Below are 23,254 nucleotides of genomic sequence, written 5' to 3' on the forward strand. Positions count from 1 at the left end.
CGATGGGCGAACTCCACCATTTGCGCGGCGACCCGCATGAAGCGACCATGGTGCTGCTGCCCTGGTATGTGACCGGCGCGATCGAGCCCGGCGACCGGCTGCTCGCCGAAACCCATCTCGCCAGCTGTGCCGAATGCCGTGCGGAGCTGGCGGCGGAACGGCGGTTGCACGCGGCCTTTGCCGCACTGCCACCAGCCCCTACCCAGGGGTGGGAGCGCTTCGCCGCCGATCTCGGCACGCCGGCACCGCAGCGGCTTCCGCGTCGCTTCGCGATCCGCGCCGGCTGGATGCTCGGGGCGCAGGCGGCGCTGCTGCTGTTCGGGCTAGGCTTCGTCCTCCATCTCCAGCGCCAGTCGCCGGTGCCGGGGGCGGAGCGCTATCACGCACTCGGTTCGCCCGAGGCGCGGCCGGTCGGCAACCTGCTGGTGATGTTCGCGCCCGACACCCCCGAGGCAGCGATGCGCGAGGCGATCGCCGCGTCGCATGCCCGGCTGGTCGACGGCCCCACCGCCGCCGGCGCCTATCTGCTCGCCACCGCGCCTGAGCAGCGGGCGGCGGCGCTGGCGCGGCTGCGCGCCGAGCCCAAGGTCGTACTGGCGCAGCCGGTCGATCCCGCGCCATGAGACTGGCCGGGCGCCTGATCGGATCGCTCGCGCTCGCGCTGACGATGTTGTTCGCTCCGACCGCGCCGGCGCAAACGCCCTCGGGCCCGCGCATCCTGGTGATGCTCCGTCTGGCGTCACCGCATTTCCGGGCCGGCAGCGGCTATGGCGGCGGGTATGGCGAGGACGGGTCGGCGGCGGGACGTCGGCGGATCGCGGCGGCAGTGGCGCGGCGGAACGGACTGCATCTGGCCGGCAACTGGCCGATGCCGATCATCGGGATCGACTGTTTCATCATGGACGTGCCTGCCGGCCGCGCGCCCGCCACGGTCGCCGCGCAGGTGGCCCGCGATCCGGCGGTAGAATGGTCCGAGCCGATCGAAACCTTCCAGGCGCAGGGCCACGCCCAGCCCAACGATCCCCTCTATCCCGCCCAACCGACGACTCGGCTCTGGCACCTCTCGGCGCTCCACCGGATGGCAACCGGCCGCGGTGCCAGGGTCGCCGTCATCGACAGCCAGGTGGACACCCGCCATCCGGATCTTGCCGGGCAGGTGAGCCTCGCCCGCGATTTCCTGGGAGACGGCGCGGCTCCGGGGGAAAGCCATGGCACCGGCATCGCCGGGGTGATCGCCGCCCGCGCCAATAACGGCATCGGGATCGTCGGGATCGCACCCGACGCCAAGCTGCTCGCGCTCCGGGCCTGCCGGCAGGAAGGCGCCGGGGCCGCGATGACAACCCGGTGCGACAGCCTGAGCCTCGCCCGCGCCGTGACCTTCGCGGTCGAACAGCGTGCCGACGTCATCAACCTCAGCCTCGCCGGCCCGCCCAGCCGCTTGCTGGAGACGCTGCTGCGGGTGGGCATGGATCGCGGCGCGACGGTGGTGGCGGCGGTCGATCCGAAGCTCGCCGGCGGCGGCTTTCCCGCCTCGATGCCCGGTGTGGTCGCCGTGGCCGAGGCGCCGATGGGCAGCGCCTTTGTCGCGCCCGGCCGCGATGTTCCCACCACGCAGCCGGGCGGCCGGTGGTATCTGATGGGCGGATCGTCCTATGCTGCGGCCGAAGTGAGCGGGCTGCTGGCGCTGCGGCGCGAGCGCGATGCCAAGCCGGGCAGGCGCATCCCGCCGATTTCTGCTAGGCCGGGGGGCGGGGAGATCGACGCCTGTGCGACCGTGGTGGGAAAGACAATGTGTCCGGCAGAGGCGGGGGGGCGCTAGCATCCGCGCCGCCGTCGCAACGGCCCTGCTGCTCGCCACCGCCTGCGCGCCGGACCGCGCGGGAGCGCAGTGGAGCGGCGAGGTCAGCGCGACCAGCGACGAGCGCTGGCGCGGCCGCAGCCTCAGCGCCGGGCGACCGGCGGCGACGCTGTCGCTCGGCTATGACGATCGCTCCGGCCTCTATGTCGATGGCGCTGCGACCGTGGCGGCGCTGCGCAGCGGGCCGGACCTCGTCGCGTTCGGGGTCGATGCCGGCTATGCGCGGCGGCTGAAGGGCGGCCTGGTGCTCGACCTCGGCCTTACCCGGCGCGAGTTTCGCGGCGCAGGTTCCGGCGCGAGCGGTGCCGGCTATACCGAGCTCTATCTCGGGGCAAGCGCGCGGAGCCTCGCGGCCCGCCTCCTCTATTCCCCGGACTATCTCCAGCGCGACGTCCATACGCTGTACGGCACGCTCGACGGCGTGGTGCGGCCGCTGCAAGGCTGGCGACTGCTGGGCCATGCCGGGCTGATGACGGTGCTGCGTCAACGTCCCTGGGGCGGCATGACCGGTACCCAGTTCGACTATAGTCTGGGCGTCGCACGCCAGATCGGCAAGGTCGATGCCCGGCTCGCCTGGAGCGGCGGGGGGCCGGGCAAGGATTTCTATGGCGACCGCGTCCGCAGCCGGCAGGCGATCACCCTGTCGGCATCGATCGGATTCTAGCGGTCCAGCCGTACGCGGTTGTTGTGCAGCGTGACTTCCGGTGCATCGCCGGGGAGCGCGACGCGGACCTCGATCGGGATCGCCGTGCCGCCGAGGCGGACCTGCACGGTCGCGGTGCGCGGCGCGAGATCGGCTGGAGCGGCCAAGGCGGGCAGGGAGGCCCGGCCAAGTTCGCCGCTGGCGCCCGAGACGATCACCGTGCCGCCCAAGGTTGCCGCATGGCCGAGGCTGTGGACGGTCACCGTGACGCGGCGCCTGCGCACCACCACATCGTCGCGCCCGATGCCGAGGTCGGGGCGGAGCTCGACCGGGTCACCGGCTTTCTCCAGCACGAAAGCCCAGCGGCTGGCGCCGGCGGGGAAACGGATCGCGACATCGCTTGATCGGGCGAGCTCGAGCGTCTTTACCACGCCGTCGGGACCGCGCATCGTCCAGCGGCCAGCGGTGACGTTCCAGGTCGTCATCGTCGCATCCAGCGGGGTGCCGGCCGTGTTGAAAGCGTCGACCGTGAAGCCCGAGGGCGTGGCACCCGGTACCAGCAGCGCGACCTGTTCGGCCGCGCCCTCCGCAGCGAAACGCCAGCTTACCGCATGGCCCGGATAGGTCTGGTTGCGGCGGAGCGCGATGCCGCCGAGACGCTCGCGCTGGAGCCACTGGTTCTCGCTCTCGACGCGATCGGTCCACCAATGGCCCTCGGTCATCATGTAGAGCCGTGCGGCCTTCTCCTGGATCGACGCCTCGTGCAGCGGCACCAGACCTGCGGGATCGCCCGTGCGCGTCCAGGCCGCGATCCGCGCCGCCTCGCTGTCGCCCTTCGCCGCGACCATCGCTTTGGTCTCGGGCAGCAGCGCGCCGTTTTCGTTGAGTTCGCCGATCGAGCCGGGCCGGGCCTGGAGCGGGCGCAGATATTTCGCGTCACCGGTGAAGCGATACGCACTCCACGCGGTCTGCAGCGGTGTGCTGACGCCGCCGCCGTCGCCGGCGCGGGTGGCATCGGTGCGCCAGTTGATCTCGTTGGGGAAGCTCCAGCGGCCTTCGCCATCCTGCTTGCCATGGGCCAGCCAGCCATCAGCGAGACCGGTCACCAGGCCGCGGGCGGAAGGACTGGCATTGAACAGGCCCAGCAGGATCGGCGCGTGCATCACCGTGTAGCTGTAGGGCTTCTGCCATTCGAACGCGCCTTCGCGGTACATCTTGCGTGCGCCGTACCAGTTGCTGGCGAAGTGGAGATGGCCGGCGGGGTTCGGCAGGATCACCTTGCCCAGTGCCCGCGTGGTGGCGAACAGCCGCTCGACTGTCCTGGGCTCGCCCCAGTTGAGGTAGAGGCGCGCCGCATCGGCATTGAGACCCTCCTCGTACGCGTGGAGCTCGTCGGTGGTGATATAGCCCAGCCCATCGACGATCATGCCGTTGCGATAGGCGGCATCGTCCAGCGCCCGGAGCGAAGCGTTCACCTTGTCCGGGATCACCCCCATCAGCGCGAGGCCGGGCCACTGCGCCATCAAATCGGAATCGTCGCTGATCCCGCCGCCGAAATCGCCATACGGCACCTGGCGATTGTCGATCCACCATTCGACGAAGCGACGGGTGAGTGCCAGATCCTGCAGCTGGCGCGCCGCCCAGGCCGGCACGCCCGCGGGAATGGGGGGCAGGGCCTCCACCGGCATGTTCTCCGGCCGATAGTCGATGTCCGCCCAATAGGCGCGCATCGCCCTGTTCTCGGGATCGACGCGGAGCAGGTCGCTCGCATCGGTACGCACCCGACGATACAGCGCGGCGCGTTCGGACGAGGTATGCTCCTCGACCAGGAAGCCCCAATTGTCCTTCACCTGGTTGAAGCGGTCGGCGACATGTTCCTTGAGCGCTTCGGCGCGCGGCTTGAAGACGAGGCGGATCTCGGCCCCGTCGAGGGCCTCGGCATCGAAATCGGGGGCGGCGGAGGCGATCGTCAGGAACAGGCTGTCGTCGCTGAGTATGCGGTCACGCAGGTCCAGCCAAAGGGTACGCGCCTCGCCGGGACGGACCGAGACCGACAGGTCGATCAGGTCGCGCTGCGGCCAGATCGGGTCATGGACACGAAGATTGAGCGGGATCAGCCCGTCTGCGTTCGGCTTGGCCTGGAGGGCGGGGAGGTCGATCGCAATGCCGTCCAGCCCGTCATGCAGGTTGCGCCAGCCATAGTTGAACGCGCGGGCGAGCGGCTGGTCCGGCGGCGCCTGGTTGAGGTTCGACGGGATCAGGACATGGACGATCGGCTTGGCATTGGGTGGCCGCACCGCCGCGCCGCTGCCGCCCGCGGCTCCAGCTCCCACCGCCGCGCGGACACCCGACTTGGGCATCGCCAGCACCGTGCTGCGTTCCTCGGGGGCGAAGCGGCCGGCGATATAGCGGTTCAGCCCGTCCAGCGCGGCGAGGTTTGCCGCCGCCTTGGCGTTGATCCGATAGCTGAGCTTGAAGCTGCCTTCGGGCTCGGGTGCACCGTCCACTTGATACGCCCAGAACTCCTGGATCGGCTGTTCCTGCATGATGTTGGTGAAGCGCAGCACCCCACCCTTGTGCTCGGGCAGCGTATCGACGGAGCGAACCACGCCCTTGGCCCGATCCGCCACCTTGGCGAAGCGCGCGCCTTCCGCCGACCAGGCGAGGTCGCCATAGGCGGCCCCGCGGATCTCCACGCGGTTGAAGGTCTCGCCGGCGGGGACGGTCAGCGTATAGGCCTTGCCGCCTTCGACATAGGTGTTCCAGTCGGGCAGCTCGAAATAGTCGTCCCGGCCGGGCAGGCGCGAGCGGTTGTAGACGCCGGGCCAGGTCGTCTCGGCGATGCCGTCGACGCCCTTCCACATCCATTGCTTCTGGTCGCGCGCATCGGCGAACTCGACCTTGCGGATGCGCGTCACCTTGTCGGCGAGGACGGGCGGCGAGGCCTTGTCCCAACCATAGCGATGCAGCCACGCCGTGCGCTCGGCAGCGGTATCGCGCGGGGGTGGGGCGCCGGGCAGGCGATGCGCCGCCAACGCCGCGACGTCCGCCACGTCCAGCATGTGGTCATAGACGCGGATCTCGTCCAGATCGCTGCCGCGCATGAAATGATAGCGGCTCTGCACCTGGTGCGGGCTGATCACCCGGCCCGCCATGCCGAACTGATCGAGCCCGGAATCGAGATCGGCCACCTGGTTGCGCCGCGCAACTTCGCGGCCGTTCAGGAACAGCCGAACTCCCGCAGTCTCGTCCCAGGCAAAGGCGAGGTGCTGCCATTCCTCGGGTGCTGGTACCCGGTCGAGCCGAATGGAGACGCGGATCCGCGACAGGTTGGCGTCGGTGACAAAGGCATCGAAGCCGTGCCCGTTCCAGTCGATCCGCAGGAACGCCATGTCCCAGCTCGAATGATCGGCAAAGCCGGCGCGAAAGAGCACGAAGGGTGCCTCGCCGAGCGGGGTGCGCGCCCGCCAGAAAAAGGCGAGGGTGCCGCGCGCGGCGCGCACGTTGCCGGGGGCGTTCCAGGCGACATAGCCATCGTCCGCCCAACCCGCCGCGCCGCCGGCCGCACCATCCGGGATAACCGTTACGCCGGAGCGAAAATTGGGGACGGGATCGCCCTTGGCGATATCGGCAGTGAGGCTTTTATCGGCCGACAGGTAGAAGAGCAGACCGTCCTCCGGCGGGGTGGTCTGGGCGACGGCGGGACTGGCGAGGGCGAGTGCCCAGATCGAAATGCCCCAGCGTCGCATGCAATCCCTCCCAACCCGTTGTTTTGTCGGGCCGCTTGCGATTCAAAGCCGCAATCGTGCCCGCAGACTGACACCGGTAGCAACTCGGCGCGTGAATGCCAATGGGGGAGCGTCCTTCGGTTAGCGTCGGCTGCCGAGCAGGGCGATTTCGGCGACACGGCGGCTGATCTGGTCGGCGGCGTCCGCATTGCCCCAGGCAAAGGCGGAACGCTCGCCGCCGAGATCGGCGCGGACCCGCGCCGCCACGCGTGCGACTTCCCCGGGTGTCGGCGGGCGACCCTCGGCAATGCAGGCGATCACTTCGGGTGCGATCGTGCTGGGCATAAACGACATCCTTCCCCTCCCGGTCTTGTGGCGGAAGCTGGGGACGAACGAAGGACAAAAAAGGTCCATGCGGGGGCGCTTGCGACGAAGCGCGCTGCCGCTAGGATCGGTGCCGATGTCCATTCCCGCGCTACGCATCGCCGGCCTGCAAAAATCCTTCGGCAAGCCTGTCATCACCGGTCTCGACCTCACCGTGGGCGCGGGGCAGCTCTATGCGCTGCTCGGGCCCAATGGCGCGGGCAAGACCACCACACTGCGCATGGCGGTGGGCCTCACCGACCCCGATGCCGGCGAGATCGAGATCTTCGGCGTGGATGCGCGCCGGCAGCCGCAGGAGGCCAAGGCGATCACCGCCTGGCTGCCCGACGAACCGATGCTCTACGACAAGCTGACTCCGGCCGAATATCTCGGCTTCGTCGCCGGGCTCTGGCGGATCCCGCCGAATCAGGCGGCGCCCGAGGCCGAGCGGCTGCTGCGCTGGCTGGAACTGTGGGAGGTACGCGACACGCGCTGCGAAGGCTTTTCGCGCGGCATGCAGCAGAAGGTGGCGCTGGCCGGCGCGCTGATCCACGATCCCCGGCTGCTGATCCTCGACGAACCGCTGACCGGGCTCGACGCCGCAATGGCGCGGTCGGTGAAGGATGCGCTGCGCGCCGCGGTCGACCAGGGCAAGACGGTGATCGTCACCACCCATATCCTCGAAGTGGCCGAGCGCCTCGCCGACCGGATCGGCATCATCGCCGGCGGCAAGCTGCTCGCCGAGGGCACGCTCGAGGAGCTGCGTACCCTCGCCGGCGCCGAGGACATGACGCTGGAGGACACCTTCATCCGCCTGACGAGCCGCGCATGATCGGCTGGGCGATGCGGCACCTGCCGCCGGGAAGCCTGGGCTGGCTGACGCTGCACGAGCTGCGCGGCAACCTGCGCAACGCCGGGCGCAGCCGGGTGGGGCAGGTGGTGGGCCTGCTGTTTCTGCTCGGCTATACCGGGCTGGGCGTGTTCTTCGGAGTGATGCTCGCGGACGCGCCGTTCCATGCCGGCCCGATCGCGTGGCTGGCGGTGCTGACCGCCAGCCTGCTGGTCTTCACCTTCATGACCACCCAGTCGCTGCTGGCCAGCCAGCGGACGCTGTACGAGGCGGGCGATCTCGATCTGCTCTTTACCGCGCCGCTCGATCCACGCACGGTGCTTTCGGCCAAGCTGATCGGCATTGCGGCGGGGGTGATGCTCACCTTCTCGATCTTCCTGCTGCCGATCCTGCTGCCGGTCGCGGTGCTCGGCCATCCCGAGCTGCTGGGATCGGTGGCGCTGCTGGTCGCGCTGGCGCTCACCGCCGCGTGTCTCGGGCTCGGCGTGACGCTGCTGCTCGCCCGCATCGGCGGCCCGCGCGCGGCAAAGACGGTGGGACAGATCCTGGCGGCGCTGGCCGGCGCCAGCTTCTTCCTGGTGACGCAGATCTTCAACCAGCATGACGAGAACAGGCAGTCCGGCTTCGTGCTGCTGTTCGAGGCGATGCGCGCGCGGGGCTATGGCAGTGGCCCGCTGACCAGCCTGCCGGGCCGGGCCGCGTTCGGCCAGCCGCTGGCGATTGTGCTGCTGCTCGGCGGCGCCGTGCTGCTGTTCGCGGGCACGAGCTGGGGCATGCGGCAGGTCTTTCTGCAAAGCTACCGCGCCGGCGGCGCACGGCCCGCCGCCAGGCGCGCGGCCCGCGGCGGGATTGCGCGGCGCTTCCACCGCAGCCTGTTCGCGGCGATCTTCGCGAAAGAGCTGCGGTTGCTGGTGCGCGATCCGGCGCTGATCTTCCAGATGCTGCTGCGGATCGTCTATCTCGCGCCGATCCTGCTGGTCGCCTTTCGCGATGGCCGTTCGCTGCCGATCGGTCCGACGCTGGCGTTCGCCAGTGTGGTGGTGGCGGGGCAGCTGGTGTCCAGCCTCGCCTGGCTTGCCGCGTCGGCGGAGGACGCACCGGACCTGCTGAAAGTGGCGCCGGTCGCCAAGGACGATCTCGATTTCGCCAAGCTGCTCGCGGCGATGGCGCTGGCCGCGCCGCTCGGCGTGCTGCTGCCGATCGCGATCGCCTTCCAGTCGATCCTCGGCGCGTTGGTGGCGCTGCTGTTCACCGCCGGCTGCGGCGCGACGGTCGGCTATCTCGAGGTGGCGCACGCCCAGCCGGCTCCGCGCGCGACCTTCCAGCGCCGCCAGAAGGGCGGCGGCGTGGTCCGCAACCTGTTCGAATTCTTCATCGCGGTGATCCTCGGCCTGGTGGCCGGCGTGCTCGTCTATCTCGTGTGATTCCGGACTTGCGCGCGCGCGTTGCAGAAATTTCTGCAATCGATTGTTGCCCTCCCTGCGGATCCGCCGCATAAGAAGGGTAGAGCGGAGAAACTGCCCGGCGGAGAGGCCCGAAATGACCCCAGCAAGCGGCAAGCCGCATCTGCCCTTGTGGCGCATTCTGGAAATGAACCTGGGCTTCCTGGGGTTGCAGTTCAGTTTCGGCCTGCAGCAGGGCAACATGACGCCGATCTATTCCTATCTTGGCGCCTCGGAGGCCTCGATCCCGCTGCTGCAGATGGCCGGGCCAATGACCGGACTACTGGTCCAGCCGATCATCGGGGCAATGAGCGATCGTACCGACAGTCGCTGGGGCCGCCGCACGCCCTATTTCGTCACCGGCGCCGTGCTGTGCGCACTGGGGCTGTTCTTCATGCCGCTCAGCAGCTCAATCCTGATGGCGGTATCGCTGCTGTGGATGCTCGATGCGGGCAACAACATCACCATGGAGCCGTACCGCGCCTATGTCTCGGATCGGCTCGATAGCCGCCAGCATGGGCTGGGGTTCCTGACGCAAAGCGCGTTCACCGGGCTGGCGCAGATGCTGGCATTCCTCACCCCCTCGCTGCTCGTCTGGGCCGGGATGAACCGCGACTGGGTGGATTCGCACCATATCCCCTATACCGCACGGGTCGCGTTCATGGTCGGGGCGGTGCTCTCGCTGGGCACGATCCTCTGGTCGGTGCTGCGCGTGCCCGAGCTGCCGCTGACGGCGGCGGAGCGCGCCCATATCCGTGCGCAGCCCAAGTCGGCGCTGGCGACGCTTAGGGAAATCTGGGACGCGATCCGGGTCATGCCGCTGGCGATGCGCAAGCTCGCGCTGATGAGCCTGTTCCAGTGGTACGCGATGGCGGCCTATTGGTACTACGTCATCTATGTGATCGGCCGCTCGGTCTATGGCACCACCGACCCTGCGTCGCAGGGCTTTCGCGCCGCCGTGCTCACCAATGGCGAGATGGCCGCCTTCTACAACGCGGTAGCATTTGTGGCCGCCTTTGCGATGGTGCCGATCGGCCGGCGGATCGGCGCGGCGCGGCTGCATGCGGCCTGCCTCACGCTCGCCGGAATCGGCATGCTCTGGCTGCCGCATGTGCAGGACAAGGCGCTGCTGTTCGCGCCCGCCATCGGCGTAGGTCTGGGCTGGGCGAGCATCATGGGCAACCCCTATGTCATCCTGGCCGGCGCCATCCCGCCCGAGCGGACCGGCGTCTATATGGGCATCTTCAACATGATGATCGTGATCCCGATGCTGCTCCTCGCGGCGACCCTGCCGTTTCTCTACGGACCGCTGATGGGCGGCGATCCGCGCCACGTGCTTACCCTGTGCGGCGTGCTGATGTTCGCTGCTGCACTCGCCGTACTGACCGCACGCGACCCCAAGCCGGCGGCGTGAGCCGCGCCATTTTGTATTGCTTCTATCCGAAAGGTCTTTCGTGACGTCTGACGCCCTCGCAGCCGCGCCGCGCGCATCCTGGACCCGCGCGGCCGTGGCCGGCATCGCCGCCCAGTCCGGCGCGGCCCTGCCGGTACTGGCGCCCGACCGCACGCCGCTGATCCCTGGCATGGACGTGTGGGACATGTGGCAGATCGCCGATCCCGCGGGCGCCACCGTGCGGCGCGACGGACGCAGCTGGTGGTTCTTTCTTGCCGCGCCGCGCGGGGACGACCCGGAAGCGCGGCACGATGTAGCGCGCATCTGGCTGACCAGCCATGGCCCCGATGGCTGGCGCGCCCATGGCCCTGCCTTTCCGGACGGCTTCAGCCCCGGCTCGCGCGAATGGTCCGGATCGGCGGTACTGGCGCCGGACGGGGTGACGCTGACTCACTATTTCACCGCGGCAGGCCGCCGCGGCGAGCCGACGACCTTCGAGCAGCGGCTGTTCGTCACCGAAGGCCGTTTCGTGTCCGCAGGCGGGACGCCCCGCCTGGAGGATTGGACGACACCACGCGAGATCGTCGCGGCGGACGGGGCATGCTATGCGATCGCCGACGAACGGGTGGCGCAGCCGCACGGTATCAAGGGATTTCGCGATCCCGGCTATTTCCGGGATCCGGCGGATGGCAGCGAGCACATCCTGTTCACGGCCAATGCCGCCTGGGTCGCCGACCATGTCAGCGGCGTGATCGGCATGGCTACGCGGACGGGGGATCGCTGGCAGCTGCGTGCGCCACTGCTCGATGCGGTCGGCGTCAACAGCGAGCTGGAGCGTCCGCACCTCGTCGTGCAGGGCGGCCGCTATTATCTGTTCTGGAGCACCCAGGCGCGCCGCTTCGCCGAAGGAATCGTAGCGCCTACCGGCCTCTACGCCATGGTCGCGGACTCGCTGTCGGGCGCGTGGCGGCCGGTGAACGGCACCGGTCTGGTCGCCGCCAACCCGGCGGCGGAGCCCGGCCAGGCCTATTGCTGGTGGGTGACCGGCGACGGCGAGGTCCTCAGCTTCGTCGACTATGCCGAACTCGCCGGGGCGGGCATGCCCGGCGACGTGGCGGGGCGCCGACGCCATTTCGGCGGTGTGCCTGCGCCCTTCTTTACGCTGCGCTTCGACGGCGATCGGGTGACGATCGCCGGCTGATCCTGCCGTTCAGGCGGAATCGCGCACCACCAGCTGCGGCGGCATCACCAGCGAGGGCGCATCCTCGCCGGCGATGCGGGCGAACAGCGCATCGACCATCGCGCGCGCACCGCGCGCGATGTCCTGCTTCACGGTGGTGAGCCGGGGCACGGTCTGCAGCGCGAGCGGCAAATCGTCGAAGCCGACGACCGGCACATCGCCCGGCACCGCCATGCCGTGATCGGCAAGGACACGGAGCGTCGTCATCGCCAGCACGTCCGACCCGGCAGCGATGCCGTCGATCCGGTCGAGATGCCGAACCATGTGCGCCGCGATCTCCTGCTCCATCATGTCCGAGGCGAGATGGGCATCGAGCTGGAGCGGCGCCGGCAGGCCCGCGCTGTCGGCCGCAGCGCATACGCCCGTGTACCGGGCGCGAATCTCCGGCGCACGAAGCTCGCCCAGGAAGGCGATGCGCCGCACCCCGCGCGCGATCAGATGCTCGCCCGCGAGGCGGCCCCCGGCGACGTTCTCCGTCCCGACTGCACAATGGATCTGCCCCGGCAGCACGCTGCCCCAGGCGACCAGCGGACGATAGCGCTGCGCAACGCGCTCGATCGCCGCCATCTGGTCCGACTGGCCGATCACCAGCACGCCGTCGAGCATGCCCGAATCGACGATCCGCTCGAGCCAGTCGGGCGCGTCCGGAATCACCCGCGACAGCATGATGTCATAGCCATTCTCGGTCAGCGCATCGGCGAGGTGGCCGAGAAGCGTCATGAAGAAAGGATCCGACAGATGCTGCCGACGCTCATGGCCGAGCGGCACGACGACGCCGACCACGCCGGTCTTCTGCGTACGCAGCCGGCTCGCCATCTGGTTCGGGCGGAAGCCGTGCTCTGCGGCCAGTTCCTGGATGCGGCGGCGCGTCTCGGGGTTCACCAGGCTCTTGTCGGCCAGCGCGCGCGATACGGTGCCGGCGGATACACCGGCCAGCCGCGCGAGATCGGCAAGCGTGCGGACGGGTCGGGCGGGGGGCTCGGTAGTCACGCAATCTCTCCTGATCCTTCCACGCACACAGGGCAAGAGGAGCAAAATGCAATCGATTGCGAAATCGTATTGCAAACGATTGTTGCGGTCGTTATGCCTGGGGATGAGAAGGCGCCCCCACAAGAGGGATCGCCACAGGTCCGGGAGAGAGGTTCATGGCACGTCGCTATTCGCGTTCGCTCGTTTCACTGCATGCGGTCGCGTTTGCGACGCTCGGCGCGGGCAGCGCCTTCGCCCAGGATGCCGCCGCTCCGGCGCCCGCCGACCCCGCTGCGGCGCAACAGCAGGGCAGCTTCCTCGACGAGATCGTCGTCACCGCCGTGCCGACCAGCCGCAGCAAGATGCAGAGCTCGGTCTCGGTCACCGACATTTCGGCCGAATCGGTCCAGAACCTCGCGCCGCGTTCCGAAGCCGAAGTCTTCCGGTTGATCCCCGGCATCCGCGCCGAATCGACCGCCGGCCCGGGCGGCAACTCGAACATCACGGTGCGCGGCCTGCCGCTCGCCTCGGGCGGCTCGAAGTATGTCCAGCTGCAGGAAGACGGCGTGCCGGTCGTCGAGTTCGGCGACATCGCCTTCGGTAACAACGATTACTGGACCCGCTACGACCTGACCGTCGATCGCGTCCAGGCGATCCGTGGCGGCTCCGCCTCCACCTTCGCCAGCCAGGCGCCCGGCGCGGTGATCAACTATGTCTCGAAGACCGGCGAGAAGGCCGGCGGCGAGGTGCGCGCGACCACCGGCATCGGCTACAACGAGAGCCGCCTGGACTTCAACGTCGGCGGCCCGATCAACCAGACGCTGCGCGCCAATGTCGGCGGCTTCTACCGCACCGGCGACGGCCCGCGCGACACGCCGTGGCACGCGCTCGAAGGCTATCAGATCAAGGGCAACGTCACCCAGACCTTCGACGCCGATCGCGGCTATGTCCGCCTGCTGTTCAAGGTGCTGAACGATCGCGCGCCGACCTACACCGCCTCGCCGATGCAGGTGTCGGTCGAGGGCAACAAGATCACCGGCTACAGCGCGCTGCCCGGCTTCGATGCCCGTTCGGACACCAACTTCTCCAACTACAACCGCTACTTCACCACGGTGAACCCGGACGGTTCGGTCAAGCGCGGCGACAATGCCGACGGCATCCACGTCAAGTCGCGCAGCATCGGCGCGCAGTTCCACTGGGGCAGCGGTCCGTTCGAGATCGACGACAAGTTCGCCTATAGCTGGAACAGCGGCACCTTCTCCGCGCCGTTCCTCGGCAGCCTGACCAACGTCTCGGCGCTGACCAGCGGGGCGAGCGCCTACAGGATCGCGGCAGGCGGCACGACCTACACCGCAGCGCGCGCCGTCTATGCCAGCGGCCCCAAGGCGGGCCAGGCCGTCGCAGGCTCGGCGGTGATCAACCAGAACCCCAATCTCTATACCGACATGACCGGCATGGACCATTGGGCCAACGACCTGGGCGTCACCGGCAAGTTCGACCTCGGCACCGGCAAGGTGACCGGCCGCGCCGGCTGGTATCATTCGCGCCAGCAGATCGCGATGAACTGGCACTGGAACACGAGCCTGACCGAGGCGGTGCCGAACGGCGCGCTGGTCGACCTCTACAGCGCCAACGGCACGCGGCTCACCGATGCGGGCCTCACCGGCTACAACAACATGTGGGGCGGGACGAGCCGGCAGTACGACCTCAACTACACCACGGACGCGCCGTACCTGTCGCTCAACTATGCCGATGACGCGCTCGATCTCGACGGCAGCGTGCGCTTCGACAACATGAAGGGCGGCGGCACCTTCTATCCCACCGGCGCCCGCACCAGCCGCGACATCAACGGCGACGGCGTGCTGAGCATCGCCGAGCAGAATGTCTATCTGACCAACTTCGCCGCCGCGCAGCCGATCAACTACAAGATCGACTATACCAGCTGGTCGCTGGGCGGAAACTATCGCTTCACCCCCAGCACCAGCGCGTTCGTCCGCATCTCGCGCGGCAACCGCGCCAATGCCGACCGGGTCGTCTCGGATTTCGCCGGCGCCTTCACCTCGACCGGCCAGCTGACCTCGATCGGCCAGGCGGTGGTGGTCAATCCGGTCACCCAGCAGGAGCTCGGCATCAAGCAGCGCGGCCGGCTCGCGGGCGGCAATTACGGCCTTTTCGTCACCGGCTTCCGCAGCCAGGCGACCGAATATAATTTCGACCTGACCACCCAGCGCCAGACCTTCCAGCGGTACAAGACCTGGGGCATCGAGCTCGAATCCCAGTATACCAATGGCGGCTTCTCGCTGCTCGCCAATGTGGTCTACACCCATTCGCGGATCGCCGAGGACCTGATCAGCGGCAACGCCGGCAAGACGCCGCGCGCCACGCCCGACCTGATGTACACGATCGCCCCGACCTATGATTTCGGCAAGGCGGCGATCGGCTTCACCCTGATCGGCCAGACCGACAGCTATCCGCAGGACGACAATCTGCTGAAGCAGAAGGGCTCGAACATCGTCAGCGCCTTCGTGCGGGTGCGCCCGCTCGACCGGCTGGAGGTCTCGCTCAACGCCAACAACCTGTTCAACGCCTGGGACCAGGCGGGGCGACTCGACCAGGGCAGCGTTGCGGATCTGGCGGCGCTCGGCAAGCTCTACGGCGTGCCCTATGCGGCGACCAACCGCGTCGGCCAGGGCCGCACCGTCTCGGTCTCGGCCGGCTACCGCTTCTAAGGGGCGCCCCTCGGAACCCGGTGCGGCGGTATCCCCCCTTCCGCCGCCGCGCCGGGCTTGCTTTAAGGTACCGCGATGACCGACGATCGCCGCATCCGCTCCATCCTGATCGCCGGCGGCGGCTCGGCGGGGTGGATGACGGCAGCGGCGCTCGCCAATGCGCTCGGCCGCGGCGTGGCGATCACGCTGGTCGAATCGAGCGACATCGGCACCGTCGGCGTCGGCGAGGCGACGATCCCGCCGATCCGCCTGTTCAACCGCACGCTCGGCATCGACGAGGCCGAGTTCGTCCGGCGCACCAAGGGTTCGTTCAAGCTCGGCATCGAGTTCGTCGACTGGGGGCGGATCGGGGCACGCTATTTCCATCCGTTCGGACCGTTCGGGCGCGATTTCGATCTCGTGCCGCTCCACCAATATTGGCTGGAGGCGGCGGAGAAGGGCGAGGCGCCTGCGCTCGACGATCTCTCGATGGCGTGGGCGGCCGCCAAGCGCGGCCGCTTCTCCCCGCCGCTGCCCGACCCGCGCAGCGTCGGCTCGACCTTCGACTATGCCTATCATTTCGACGCCGGGCTCTACGCCGCGCTGCTGCGCGACTATGCCGAGGCGCGCGGCGTCACCCGCATCGATGCCCGCATCGCCGGAGCGGAGCGCGAGGGCGAGAGCGGCAACGTCGCGGCGGTGCTGCTGGAGGGCGGGCGGCGCCGCGAGGCCGACCTGTTCATCGACTGCTCGGGCTTTCGCGGGCTGCTGATCGAGGAAGCGCTCGGCGCCGGCTACACGGACTGGCGCCACTGGCTGCCCTGCGACCGCGCCGTCGCGGTGCCGTGCGAACGCGGCGACTTCACCCCCTATACCCGATCAACCGCACGGGCCGCGGGCTGGCAGTGGCGCATCCCGCTCCAGCACCGCACCGGCAACGGCCATGTCCATTGCAGCGCCTTCATGGACGAGGACGAGGCGACCGCGATCCTGTTGGCAAACCTCGACGGCGCCCCGCTCGCCGATCCGCGCACGCTGCGCTTCACCACCGGCCATCGGCAGCGCTTCTGGAGCCACAATGTCGTGGCGATCGGACTGTCGAGCGGGTTTCTGGAGCCGCTCGAATCGACCAGCCTCCACCTGATCCAGGCGGGCATCTCCAAGCTGCTGGCGCTGTTCCCGACGCGCGACATGGACCCGCTGCTGCTCGACGAGTTCAACCGCCTCTCGATCGCCGAGTTCGAGCGAATCCGCGACTTCCTGATCCTCCACTACAAGCTGACCACCCGCGACGATTCGCCGCTGTGGCGCTACTGCGCGGCGATGCCGGTGCCCGACACGCTGCAGTGGAAGATCGACCATTTCCGCCATGCGGGCCGGCTGGTCGCGCGCGAACATGACCTGTTCGCCGCCCCCTCCTGGCTGGCCGTGCATATCGGCCAGGGCAACCGCCCGCAGGCGCGCGATCCCCTGCTGGCAGCGCGCGGACTCGACGGGCGCGCGCATCTCGCCAAGCTCGCCGACGCGATGGCCCGCGCCGCCGAAACCATGCCGACTCACGCCGACTACGTGGCAGCGCGGTGCTCGGCGGCCGGTACCGGCCGCGCCTGAGTCGTCGCAGATTCCCCGGCGCTGGTCCCGTTCCGGGACAGCAAAACCGCGCCGTTTTTGACCTTCTCGCCGATTGCTGCTAGCCGCCGCGCCTCGTTCAGCCCGCCATGATGTCGTCCGGAGCCGCCTGTCGGCGCAGACCACGCATGGGGGCGAGACGTGGGGGTTACCCGGCGCATCTTCTCCTGCTTGCATTTCTTCGATGCGCAGGGCGCCCCCGCGCACAGAAGAAAAGCTAGATGATCAAGCGTCTCCCGATGGTTCTATGTCTGTTGCCGGTCATGCTCGGCGGAACGACGAGCATGAAGCTATCCGCGGCAAGCCTGGCCCACCCGCCGGCTGCCCCCACCGGACAAGACCAGTCGGTCGAGGCCCTTCCCACCGCCCAGCCGGCGGTGGAAATGCCTGCACCCGAACCCAATCCGCGCGACGTCGCCTGCGTCGCCAAGGTCATCATCCACGAAGCCGGCAACCAGCCGGTCAAGGGCCAGGTCGCGGTCGCCCAGGTGATCCGCGCACGCATGGAAGACGGCCGGTTCGCCAAGAGCGCCTGCGCCGTCGTCAAACAGCCCGGCCAGTTCTTCGATGTCGACGCCTATCATCCCGAGCGCGGCGACGAGCGCTGGGACGGCGCGGTCGAAATCGCCAAGCAGACGCTGAAGGGCGAGGGCGACGACGTGGTGCCGGGGGCTCTGTTCTTCCACACCGCCGGCTACGACATGCCGAACCGCACGCGCGTGGCGCGCGTCGCCGGGCACGTCTTCTACCGCTGAGCGATCAGGGGGCGTCCGCCGCCCCTGCTTCGCCCGGTGCCTCGCTGCCGAACCGCGCCTTTTGCACCGCCTTCCAGCGCTGCCGCAGCCATACGGCGGGCGCGTCGAGGCGCCCGCGGGCGGTAAGGTCCGCCCAGCCGTGCGCCGGCGGCTGCAGCGCCGCCGCGACAGGCCCGGGGGGCAGGTCGTCCGCCCAATCCGCCATCGCGCGGCCCTCGGCCAGCGCGAGCAACATGGCGGCGAGCGCGATGCTGGTCGTCGTCCACCGCCAGGGGCGGCGGCGATCGACCGGCGCGGGGGGCAGCGCGACCGGCGATCCGATCTCGGCGATTTCGCCCTGTTCGGCACCCACGGTCACGCCGCCTCTCCTCAGAACTGATAGTAGATGAAGGGCGCAACGCCCTCAGGCTGCATCGCACCGATCAGCACCAGCCCAGCCGCCACCAGCGCCCCCACCAGCGGCGCGGGCCAGTGGCGTACGCGCTCGGCGATCTGCTGCAGCCCGCGCGGCGGCAAGGCGTGGAGCGCGAGGCCGAGCCCGACAAGCGCCAGCGACAGCGGCGTGACCAGCGTGTTGTGCCAATCCCCGGCCGCCAGGCCGCGCAGATAGGCGATCGCCTCGCCGAAGCCGGGGGCGCGGAAGAAGATCCAGCCGAGCACCACGATATGGAAGGTGATCAATATGCCGAACATGCGGGGCAGGGCGATTCGCCCGCGTGCCGCGCGGACCAGCGCCCGCTCGATCGCCAGCCAACCACCGTGGAGCGCGCCCCAGAGCAGGAAGGTCCAGTTGGCGCCGTGCCACAGCCCGCCGAGCAGCATGGTCAGGAACAGGTTGAAATAGGTGCGCAGTCGCCCCTTCCGGCTGCCGCCCAAGGGAATGTAGAGATAGTCGCGCAGCCAGCTCGACAGGCTGATGTGCCAGCGCCGCCAGAAGTCCTGCAGCGAGGCCGCGCGATAGGGCTGGTCGAAATTGCGCGGGAAGCGATAGCCGAGCAGCATGGCGAGGCCGATCGCCATGTCCGAATAGGCCGAGAAGTCGCAATAGATCTGCACCGCATAGCCATAGGCGCCGAACAGCAGGTCGAAGCTCGAGCGGTGCAGCGGATCGCGGAAGGCGGGATCGACCAGCGCGGTCGCCAGCTCGGAGGCGATCACCACCTTCTTGAACATGCCCCACAGGATGAGCAGCAGCGCAGCGGCGACCGCGCCGCGTTCCAGCTTCGGCGCGGTGCAGAACTGCGGCAGCAGGTCGGATCCGCGCACGATCGGGCCGGCGACCAGATGCGGGAAAAACGACATCAGCAGCGTCAGATCGAGCCAGCCCGCCGGCGCGATCCGGCGCTGCTGCACGTCGACCAGGTACGACACCGCCTGGAAGGTGAAGAACGACACGCCGACCGGCAGGAAAACCTGCAGCAGCGGCAGGTCCCGCCCGAAGCCGAGCGCCAGCAGCAGTGCGTCGAGCTGTTCGAGGAAGAAGCCCGCATATTTGAAATAGGCGAGTACGCCGAGGTTCAGCACCACGCCGAGCGCCACCAGCGCCCGCCCCCGCGCCGGATAGGCCGCGATGCTCCGCGCGAGCAGCCAGTTGCCGCTCGCCGAGAGGAACAGCAGCAGCACGAAGCGTCCGTCCCAGGCGCCGTAGAAGAACCAGCTCGCCATCAAGAGCGCGATCTTGCGCCACTCGTTGGAGCCGTTGAGCGCCCAGGCAACCGCATACACCGCCAGGAAGAAGAGCCCGAAGCTCAGCGTGGGGAATTGCATCGTCCTTAGCGGGCGGTCTGGGAGGAGGCGGGGGTCTCCGCCATCGCGGCTTCGAGATCCGCCTCCAGCCAGCCGGCGATCCGCGCCGCGCCCGGGCTGGTGAAATGCACCCGGTCGCCGCGCATCAGCGGCGGCACCTGGGCCGCCCAGTCGGTGGCGGTGCAGCGCCCGCCCATCCGCTGCGACCAGTCCCAATAGGCAAGGCCCAGCTGGTGGGCGCGCGCGCGCTGGATCGACTGGACGGTGGCCAGCGCCGCGGTCGGCCGCCATTCGCCCGCGCCGCAGGGCAGCGAGACACCGGCCGGGCCGGCCTGCAGCGAGGGCAGCTTGGTGGCGGAATCGGGCGCACCGATCAGCAGCATAGGCACGCCGGGCGCCAGCCGCTGGAGCCGGCGCAGGCTCGCCTGGAGCTGCGCGTCATAGCCGGCTGCGGTGAAGCGGGGATAAAAGGCCTCGTTGGTGCCGAAGGCGATCACGATCAGGTCCGGCCGATACTCGGCCAGCTCGCGTGCCACCACGGCATCGTCGGTGCGGTCATAGTGCAGCAGCTGCGCGCCGACCGCGCCGAGGTTGGAGAGCGTCACGCCGCCCGCCCGGCTCGCCTCGGTTGCCCAGGAGGTGAGTGTCACCGGCCCCTGCACCACGGTCACGCCGGCGATGGAGACGGGGAGAGGGCTGGTGAGGGTGGTGCAGTCGCTCCCCGCCACCGGCGCGGCGAGGGACCACAGCTTCTGCACGCCGCCGATCGTCAGCGATACCGATCCCGCGCTCGGCCCGGTCAGCGCGCAGACGGTGAAGCGATCGAAGCTGAGCTCGGCGCGATCCGCGCGCAGGCCGATCGCGGCGCCCGGCAGGTCGGTCGACAGGGTATAGCCGGTCAGGCCGAGCGGCCCGCCGCCCGGGTGCCAGGCGGCCCCGAAGATGCCGCTGGTGGCCCAGGGCCCGGACTGGGTCGCGGTAATGTCGCGGGTGAGGTACCCGGCATAGGGCCGGCCGGGCGGCAGCACGCCGCGTCCGCCGCGGCCGAAGCGGGCCTGGAGCAGCGTCCGCCAGCTTCCCGTCACCTGATCGGCGGCGGTGTGGCTGTCACCGATCTGGAGGATGCGCACGGTGCGGCCCGTCCGCCGTGCCTCGCCCAGCTTGGCGAACACCGGGGCCAGCCGATCGGCATCGCACAGCGCCTGGGTGCAGGGCGCAGGCGTGGTCACCTGCAGCAACGCGGCCATCAACGCGGCGATCATTTGGCGGCCGCCTCGGTCGCGCCGTCGCGGCGCATCTTCTGCGCCAGCATCTCGATGCGCCCGGCCAGCGGCGCCGTGATCCGCTGATAGCCTACACCGAGCATGTGCAACCCGTCATTGGTGCGCACCAGCTTGCGCGCACCGGTCTTGTCGTCGGGCAGATAGGCGGCATAGCGGCCCTGTTCGTCGACCGAGCGGCTGCGGGTTTCCAAGAAGGGCACGCCCAGCTTGCGCATATGCTCCGCATAAAAGGCGTTCATCGCCTGGATGGAGGCATCGAGGCTTGGGTCCCGCATTGCCGGCAGGCCCAGCCAATAGACGCTCGCACCGGTCGAGCGCGCCACCGCCACGAACCGATCGATCCGCTCGCCCACGACGCGCTTCCAGCCGTCGCTGAGCAGCGTCTGTTCGTGGCCTTCGGCGTAGAAGGGCACCGCGTCGTTCGCGCCGAAGCAGATCACCGCGATGTCGACCGGATCCGCCGCCAGCTGCTCCTGCGCGCGCGTTTCGAGATTGAGGCGGTGATATTGGGTGAAGCCGGTCGCTTCCTTGGCGAAGCGCAGCACGTCATAGCCGGATTCGCGCGGCAGCTGGTGATCGAGCGCTTCCCACACGCCCACACCGAAGCTGTCGCCGAACACGCCGATGCGGACCTTGCCGCTCTGGTGGACACGCGCGACCGCGGCGGCACTGGCGACATCGTCGCGCACCGGTGCGGGCGGTGCCGTCGCGGGTGCGGCGCTCGCTGCGGAGGACGCAGGCGCGGTGGGAAGGGGAGCCGCGCGGTGGAACTCGAAGGAAAGGCCTACGCCCAGCCCGGCGACGAAGCCCACCACCAGCACGGCGCTGCGATCGAACGCCAGCGGCATCCACCCAAAGGGCCGGCGGCGGCGCGGCGCGGCCGGCTCCCGGGCGCTCCCTGCGCCTTCCCGGCCGTCGCTCCCGGCCTCGTCGTGGAGGGAAAGATATCTCACCGTCGGTCCTGTCCGTCACGCTCCACGACGGCCATGGTCGCCCCGACCGGGGTGGCGACGGCCCTTCGTTTCGGATGTTCCTTGTGTCGGGCCGGCGGCGGCGTTGCCGCCCGTCTGCCCGGATTCCGGATGTGCAGCCCCGCGCAGGGAAAGTCGAGAGCGAAGGCGCGAAAAAAGCGCACAATCCGTCCACCTTGCGGCGGATTTCGCAGTCCTCGACGCAGGTGCTTCCGGGTCCGGGCTTCGGGCGGTACTTCCGACCCATTCGATCGGAGGTATCCTCCGGCCGAACACCGCCACGACGAGGACATCGCCCAATCCTAGGAATCCTTCGTGCCTGCGGTCGATCCCGCCGCTCCGGTGGCCGGCAGCGTCGTGGAGCCGCACCCGCTCCGGATCGGCGGCCCGGTTTCCTGCTAGCGGCGCGATATGGCCGCCCCGCGCTCGAGGCGGGGAAGGCAGGCAATGCGCACCTGCCTCGGCGACACATTTACGCGAGGAGCGTGTTGCCGCCAGTTAGAAAAGGCACATTCCGCAGCCAGATAGAAATGGCACAACCCGCCCGAGGCAGCGGGGGCTGCGTGGAGCCCTCCTCGTAGCGCAACGCTGCCCCCGCTGATGCCCCACACTTCCGGCTCCTGACCCCGGACCCGCTGCGCACGCAGCGGGCCCGGTCACATCGCCTCAGCGGCTGATGCTCGTGCATCGGGTAGGGTGTCGATGGCAGCTTCGGGAGAGAAAGCGGACCGGCAGCTCGCGCCCAGTTGTCGCCATTAAGCGTGTTCGTAGCTGCACCTGAGAGCGGACGTTCGTTCATCAGCTTTGGAGTGTAAGCTAGCGGATGTTCGCCTAGTAGCGTAGGAACGACGCGTGAAACGCCTCAAGGATATCCCGCCCGCTTTCAACCTCTACGACAAAATAGGGGTGATGGATTTCGCGATATTTGAGAATGCGGGCGGCACTGAGCAAGAAATCGTAGCTGCGATTCCTCAGACGCTAAGGCATGCCCGGACATTCGACGAGGCAAGGCTTCGAGCTTTAGGTTGCAGGCCCATTGATAGGCGAGCGTTTTTCGGCGACTGGTATGATCTCGAAAGCGGAACGTTGCTGAAGGCAGGCAGCTACAGAACGGCTGACGGATCAGTGTTGCACAATCCAAAACTCACCCGACTCGACGGTGTAGAGATCATGTCTGGAGCCACCCCTATCCCTGAAGCCGGAGCGGGGGGACAATTCGCATACGCCTTTTCAAACTCTGTTTTCGGGTTCGAAGGAAAGCCAAGCGAATTCCAATCGTTTTTCGAGGAAATCAGGGACTTCATCTTGCCGGAAGGCGAGCGAAGCGAAATATTGGACTGGGCTAGCCCGAACCTGCCGGACGTTTCGGACTACTTCACCGACGGAATGGAATGGTGGGGAGTCTTCCTGTTCAGCATACACGTGCCGAAACTCCGGCAACTCACAATCATCGCGGGTTCAACCACGGACTAGGTGGCAACGCTCGCCCTTGCAATTCAGCGCCTGCTCACTGCCGGTCATGGATGGTCCGCAGAACGGCGGTACAGGGATGGTCTGCCTTGGAAAATCCGGTCCATTTCTGAAGAGAGCCCGCGAGGGTATCTGGAATGGAGAATGGCATGGGACGTCAGCGGTTTACGCCGGAGCAGATCATCGCGAAGCTGCGTGAGGTTGAT

18 protein-coding genes are annotated in these 23,254 nt (G+C 68.7%); 11 read left to right on the forward strand and 7 right to left on the reverse strand.

Annotated elements, in window-relative coordinates; all coding sequences use genetic code 11:
• Positions 1 to 2: 2 nt before the first annotated feature.
• From QZ814_RS16155 to QZ814_RS16165, 3 genes are read left to right on the forward strand one after another with little or no spacing between them, the layout of a single operon-like run.
• The gene (locus QZ814_RS16155; protein ID WP_294334285.1) at positions 3 to 623 is read left to right on the forward strand and encodes a zf-HC2 domain-containing protein; all 621 of its coding nucleotides are present in this window, start codon (positions 3 to 5) and stop codon (positions 621 to 623) included.
• Positions 620 to 1,819 (forward strand): S8 family serine peptidase, encoded by a 1,200-nt coding sequence (locus tag QZ814_RS16160; protein ID WP_294334286.1) that lies wholly within the window; start codon positions 620 to 622, stop codon positions 1,817 to 1,819. The genes QZ814_RS16155 and QZ814_RS16160 overlap by 4 nt, the downstream gene beginning before the upstream one ends.
• On the forward strand, positions 1,767 to 2,522 hold the full coding sequence (locus QZ814_RS16165; RefSeq protein WP_294334287.1) for a TorF family putative porin: 756 nt from the start codon (positions 1,767 to 1,769) through the stop codon (positions 2,520 to 2,522). Before QZ814_RS16160 ends, QZ814_RS16165 begins: the two co-directional genes overlap by 53 nt.
• On the opposite strand, the gene QZ814_RS16170 is transcribed toward QZ814_RS16165, so the two are convergent.
• Together QZ814_RS16170 and QZ814_RS16175 are read right to left on the reverse strand one after the other, a co-directional pair.
• Entirely contained in the window at positions 2,519 to 6,250 is a 3,732-nt protein-coding gene (locus QZ814_RS16170; protein WP_294334288.1) for a LamG-like jellyroll fold domain-containing protein, read from the reverse strand. The genes QZ814_RS16165 and QZ814_RS16170 overlap by 4 nt on opposite strands.
• Before the next feature lie 120 nt (positions 6,251 to 6,370).
• Positions 6,371 to 6,574: a hypothetical protein gene (locus QZ814_RS16175; RefSeq protein WP_294334289.1), complete on the reverse strand. Its 204-nt coding sequence runs from the start codon at positions 6,572 to 6,574 to the stop codon at positions 6,371 to 6,373.
• A 115-nt stretch (positions 6,575 to 6,689) separates the two neighbouring features.
• Between QZ814_RS16175 and QZ814_RS16180 the strand changes: the two genes are divergently transcribed.
• From QZ814_RS16180 to QZ814_RS16195, 4 genes are all read left to right on the forward strand, one after another.
• Positions 6,690 to 7,424 (forward strand): ABC transporter ATP-binding protein, encoded by a 735-nt coding sequence (locus tag QZ814_RS16180; protein ID WP_294334290.1) that lies wholly within the window; start codon positions 6,690 to 6,692, stop codon positions 7,422 to 7,424.
• Positions 7,421 to 8,866 carry a putative ABC exporter domain-containing protein gene (locus QZ814_RS16185; RefSeq protein ID WP_294334291.1) on the forward strand — a complete coding sequence of 482 codons (1,446 nt, stop codon included), beginning with the start codon at positions 7,421 to 7,423 and terminating at the stop codon, positions 8,864 to 8,866. The genes QZ814_RS16180 and QZ814_RS16185 overlap by 4 nt, the downstream gene beginning before the upstream one ends.
• Before the next feature lie 115 nt (positions 8,867 to 8,981).
• Positions 8,982 to 10,298 carry an MFS transporter gene (locus QZ814_RS16190; protein WP_294334292.1) on the forward strand — a complete coding sequence of 439 codons (1,317 nt, stop codon included), beginning with the start codon at positions 8,982 to 8,984 and terminating at the stop codon, positions 10,296 to 10,298.
• 40 nt (positions 10,299 to 10,338) lie between these two features.
• Positions 10,339 to 11,478 (forward strand): glycoside hydrolase family 68 protein, encoded by a 1,140-nt coding sequence (locus tag QZ814_RS16195; protein WP_294334293.1) that lies wholly within the window; start codon positions 10,339 to 10,341, stop codon positions 11,476 to 11,478.
• 9 nt (positions 11,479 to 11,487) lie between these two features.
• Here the strand turns inward: QZ814_RS16195 and QZ814_RS16200 are convergent, their stop codons facing one another.
• On the reverse strand, positions 11,488 to 12,507 hold the full coding sequence (locus tag QZ814_RS16200; RefSeq protein WP_294334294.1) for a LacI family DNA-binding transcriptional regulator: 1,020 nt from the start codon (positions 12,505 to 12,507) through the stop codon (positions 11,488 to 11,490).
• Between the two features lie 155 nt (positions 12,508 to 12,662).
• On the opposite strand from QZ814_RS16200, the gene QZ814_RS16205 reads away from it, so the two are divergent.
• The 3 genes from QZ814_RS16205 (at position 12,663) to QZ814_RS16215 (ending at position 17,578) form a co-directional block, all read left to right on the forward strand.
• Positions 12,663 to 15,215 (forward strand): TonB-dependent receptor, encoded by a 2,553-nt coding sequence (locus QZ814_RS16205; protein WP_294334295.1) that lies wholly within the window; start codon positions 12,663 to 12,665, stop codon positions 15,213 to 15,215.
• Between the two features lie 75 nt (positions 15,216 to 15,290).
• A complete protein-coding gene (locus QZ814_RS16210) occupies positions 15,291 to 16,805 on the forward strand; it encodes a tryptophan halogenase family protein (RefSeq protein WP_294334296.1) in 1,515 nt (504 codons plus the stop codon).
• 302 nt (positions 16,806 to 17,107) lie between these two features.
• A complete protein-coding gene (locus QZ814_RS16215) occupies positions 17,108 to 17,578 on the forward strand; it encodes a cell wall hydrolase (RefSeq protein WP_294334297.1) in 471 nt (156 codons plus the stop codon).
• Between the two features lie 4 nt (positions 17,579 to 17,582).
• Here the strand turns inward: QZ814_RS16215 and QZ814_RS16220 are convergent, their stop codons facing one another.
• Genes QZ814_RS16220 through QZ814_RS16235 form a run of 4 tightly spaced genes read right to left on the reverse strand, consistent with a single transcriptional unit; the run spans position 17,583 to position 21,560 of the window.
• The gene (locus QZ814_RS16220; protein WP_294334298.1) at positions 17,583 to 17,936 is read right to left on the reverse strand and encodes a hypothetical protein; all 354 of its coding nucleotides are present in this window, start codon (positions 17,934 to 17,936) and stop codon (positions 17,583 to 17,585) included.
• Positions 17,937 to 17,947: 11 nt separating this feature from the next.
• Entirely contained in the window at positions 17,948 to 19,345 is a 1,398-nt protein-coding gene (locus QZ814_RS16225) for an MBOAT family protein (protein WP_294334299.1), read from the reverse strand.
• Between the two features lie 5 nt (positions 19,346 to 19,350).
• Positions 19,351 to 20,586, reverse strand: coding sequence for a GDSL-type esterase/lipase family protein (locus tag QZ814_RS16230; RefSeq protein ID WP_294334300.1), 1,236 nt, complete (start codon positions 20,584 to 20,586; stop codon positions 19,351 to 19,353).
• Entirely contained in the window at positions 20,583 to 21,560 is a 978-nt protein-coding gene (locus QZ814_RS16235) for a GDSL-type esterase/lipase family protein (protein WP_294334301.1), read from the reverse strand. Before QZ814_RS16235 ends, QZ814_RS16230 begins: the two co-directional genes overlap by 4 nt.
• An 870-nt stretch (positions 21,561 to 22,430) precedes the next feature.
• Between QZ814_RS16235 and QZ814_RS16240 the strand changes: the two genes are divergently transcribed.
• Positions 22,431 to 23,051: a hypothetical protein gene (locus QZ814_RS16240; RefSeq protein WP_294334302.1), complete on the forward strand. Its 621-nt coding sequence runs from the start codon at positions 22,431 to 22,433 to the stop codon at positions 23,049 to 23,051.
• Positions 23,052 to 23,254: the final 203 nt, after the last annotated feature.

This window comes from uncultured Sphingomonas sp., assembly GCF_913777625.1.
GTDB lineage: Bacteria > Pseudomonadota > Alphaproteobacteria > Sphingomonadales > Sphingomonadaceae > Sphingomonas.

What these genes read in the sequence shown, in the direction of transcription:
- QZ814_RS16155 (WP_294334285.1), top strand. Translation starts at nt 3, where the DNA reads ATGGGCGAACTCCACCATTTGCGCGGCGACCCGCATGAAGCGACCATG.
- QZ814_RS16160 (WP_294334286.1), top strand. Translation starts at nt 620, where the DNA reads ATGAGACTGGCCGGGCGCCTGATCGGATCGCTCGCGCTCGCGCTGACG.
- QZ814_RS16170 (WP_294334288.1), bottom strand. Translation starts at nt 6,250, where the DNA reads ATGCGACGCTGGGGCATTTCGATCTGGGCACTCGCCCTCGCCAGTCCC.
- QZ814_RS16175 (WP_294334289.1), bottom strand. Translation starts at nt 6,574, where the DNA reads ATGCCCAGCACGATCGCACCCGAAGTGATCGCCTGCATTGCCGAGGGT.
- QZ814_RS16180 (WP_294334290.1), top strand. Translation starts at nt 6,690, where the DNA reads ATGTCCATTCCCGCGCTACGCATCGCCGGCCTGCAAAAATCCTTCGGC.
- QZ814_RS16185 (WP_294334291.1), top strand. Translation starts at nt 7,421, where the DNA reads ATGATCGGCTGGGCGATGCGGCACCTGCCGCCGGGAAGCCTGGGCTGG.
- QZ814_RS16190 (WP_294334292.1), top strand. Translation starts at nt 8,982, where the DNA reads ATGACCCCAGCAAGCGGCAAGCCGCATCTGCCCTTGTGGCGCATTCTG.
- QZ814_RS16205 (WP_294334295.1), top strand. Translation starts at nt 12,663, where the DNA reads ATGGCACGTCGCTATTCGCGTTCGCTCGTTTCACTGCATGCGGTCGCG.
- QZ814_RS16210 (WP_294334296.1), top strand. Translation starts at nt 15,291, where the DNA reads ATGACCGACGATCGCCGCATCCGCTCCATCCTGATCGCCGGCGGCGGC.
- QZ814_RS16215 (WP_294334297.1), top strand. Translation starts at nt 17,108, where the DNA reads ATGAAGCTATCCGCGGCAAGCCTGGCCCACCCGCCGGCTGCCCCCACC.
- QZ814_RS16225 (WP_294334299.1), bottom strand. Translation starts at nt 19,345, where the DNA reads ATGCAATTCCCCACGCTGAGCTTCGGGCTCTTCTTCCTGGCGGTGTAT.
- QZ814_RS16230 (WP_294334300.1), bottom strand. Translation starts at nt 20,586, where the DNA reads ATGATCGCCGCGTTGATGGCCGCGTTGCTGCAGGTGACCACGCCTGCG.